Annotated in this window: 3 protein-coding genes; 2 read left to right on the top strand and 1 reads right to left on the bottom strand. The window is 67.3% G+C overall.

Annotation, left to right across the window (positions count from 1 at the left end; genetic code table 11):
* Nucleotides 1–116: 116 nt before the first annotated feature.
* Nucleotides 117–566 (bottom strand): ATP-binding protein, encoded by a 450-nt coding sequence (locus AOK03_RS37910; protein ID WP_055569909.1) that lies wholly within the window; start codon nt 564–566, stop codon nt 117–119.
* A 159-nt stretch (nt 567–725) separates the two neighbouring features.
* Between AOK03_RS37910 and AOK03_RS37905 the strand changes: the two genes are divergently transcribed.
* Nucleotides 726–1,577, top strand: coding sequence for a helix-turn-helix domain-containing protein (locus AOK03_RS37905; protein ID WP_055569908.1), 852 nt, complete (start codon nt 726–728; stop codon nt 1,575–1,577).
* On the top strand, nt 1,574–1,772 hold a 199-nt coding region (locus AOK03_RS37900), incomplete at its 3' end, for a DUF397 domain-containing protein (RefSeq protein WP_055569907.1). The genes AOK03_RS37905 and AOK03_RS37900, both read left to right, overlap by 4 nt.

Here is a 1,772-nt window from a genome sequence, read left to right as displayed (position 1 = left end):
AATCGGCGCAGCCGACGCGACCGCAGGGAGCGCCCTTTACTGCCGGCCCGGAACCGCCACACTCCGCAAAACCCCGGGCGGCCCCGGTGACCATCAAAGACACCGCCCCACCGAAGTCACCCCGGCAGGTGCGGCGCGTCGATCTCCGCCCAGATCGTCTTGCACGGGCTGAGCGGCAACGTACCCAGCTCCGTGCCCCACCGCGCCGCCAACGCCTCGATCAGGAGCAGGCCCCGCCCGGATTCCGCCTCCGCGGCAGGATGGCGGGGGTGCAGCGGCGGGCTGCGGTCCGCCCGCGCGTCCGTCACTTCGACACGGAGCGTGTTCGTGTCGCCCAGCGCCAGCGTGAGCCGGAAGCTCCTGCCGGGCACGTGGCCGTGCAGCACGGCGTTGTTCGCCAGCTCGGCGACGACCTGTTCCGCGTTCTCGGACGGCAGGCGCCAGCTGCGGAGTTGCTCCCGCGTCAGGAGCCGGGCCAGCCGCGCGCCTCTTCGCGTCGCGGAGAGCAGGATCGTGAACTGGTGTACGGGGGTGGGGGTTTGAGCCCGGGTGGTTTCTTGGTTCACGTCACTCAGCGTGGCCCCGCGTGCGTACGGTGGGCGGCGGTACGTGCTGTGCGTACCGCTTTTGTCCCGGACTTGTCCCGCCCTGTCCCGGCTGTCTCGCTCCCTGTTCGGGTACGTGTGCGCGTTGGGCTTGGACGGTACGGCGGAGGGTGTGGGCACGTGGAGCGCAACGATGGTGTGGATGAGCCCGGTTGGGACGTCGACCCCGAGGACGAGATCAGCTCGGTCGTGGAGATGGTCGGCCAGCAGTTGCGGTTGAGGAGGGAAGCGGCGGGCCTGCGCGTCGCCGAGTTCGCGGTGGCGATCGGGTACGGGGAGGACCTCGTACGGAAGATCGAGCGCGGGGCGCGGATTCCTCGTCCTGAGTATCTGGACAAGGTGGATGAGGTGGTCGACGCGCGGGGGCTCGTCTCCGCGATGAAGAAGGAGATGCGGGAGGCCCGGTATCCGCGGAAGGTTCGGGAGCTGGCCAAGTTGGAGGAGCGGGCGGTTGAGGTCGCGGTGTACGCCAGTCACGGCATGCATGGTCTCCTGCAGACGGAGGAGCACTCGCGGGTTGTGTTCCGGGCTCGGCAACCTGCTTACTCGCAGGACGAGGTCGAGCGATTCGTGACGGCGCGTACGGCCCGGCAGTCCATCTTTGGCCGGGAGCCTGCACCCAGCTTGAGCTTCGTGCAGGAAGAGGCTGCTCTACGGCGGCCAATCGGAGGCACAATGGTCTGGCGTCGACAGCTCGAACGTCTATTGGAGATCGGGGAGTTGCCGCATGTCACGCTGCAGGTGATGCCCATCGACTGCGAGGCCCATCCTGGCCTCGACGGTGACATCGAGGTGCTGAAGTTCGGGGACGGGACAGCGGTCGGACGCTCTGACGGAGCGTTCAACGGCCGCCCGGTCACTGAACCCAAGCAGCTCCGCATCCTGGAACTGCGGTATGGCATCATCCGGGCCCAAGCTCTCACGCCACGGGAGACTCGGACCTTCGTTGAGCGAGTGCTGGGAGAAACATGATCGGCAAGGCCTCTGCCCGGGACGCCTCCGGACTGGAGTGGTTCAAGAGCAGCTACAGCAGTGGCAACGAAGGAGACTCGTGCGTCGAGGTCGCCCTGGAGTGGCAGAAAAGTAGCTACAGCGACAGCAGCGAGTCCGGCGACTGCGTCGAGATAGCCACCACCCCCCACACCATCCACATCCGCGACTCCAAGA

Origin of the sequence: Streptomyces atriruber, from assembly GCF_001418325.1 — a bacterium.
Taxonomy (GTDB): Bacteria; Actinomycetota; Actinomycetes; order Streptomycetales; family Streptomycetaceae; genus Streptomyces; species Streptomyces atriruber.
This window is presented reverse-complemented; position numbering and strand designations above follow the sequence as displayed.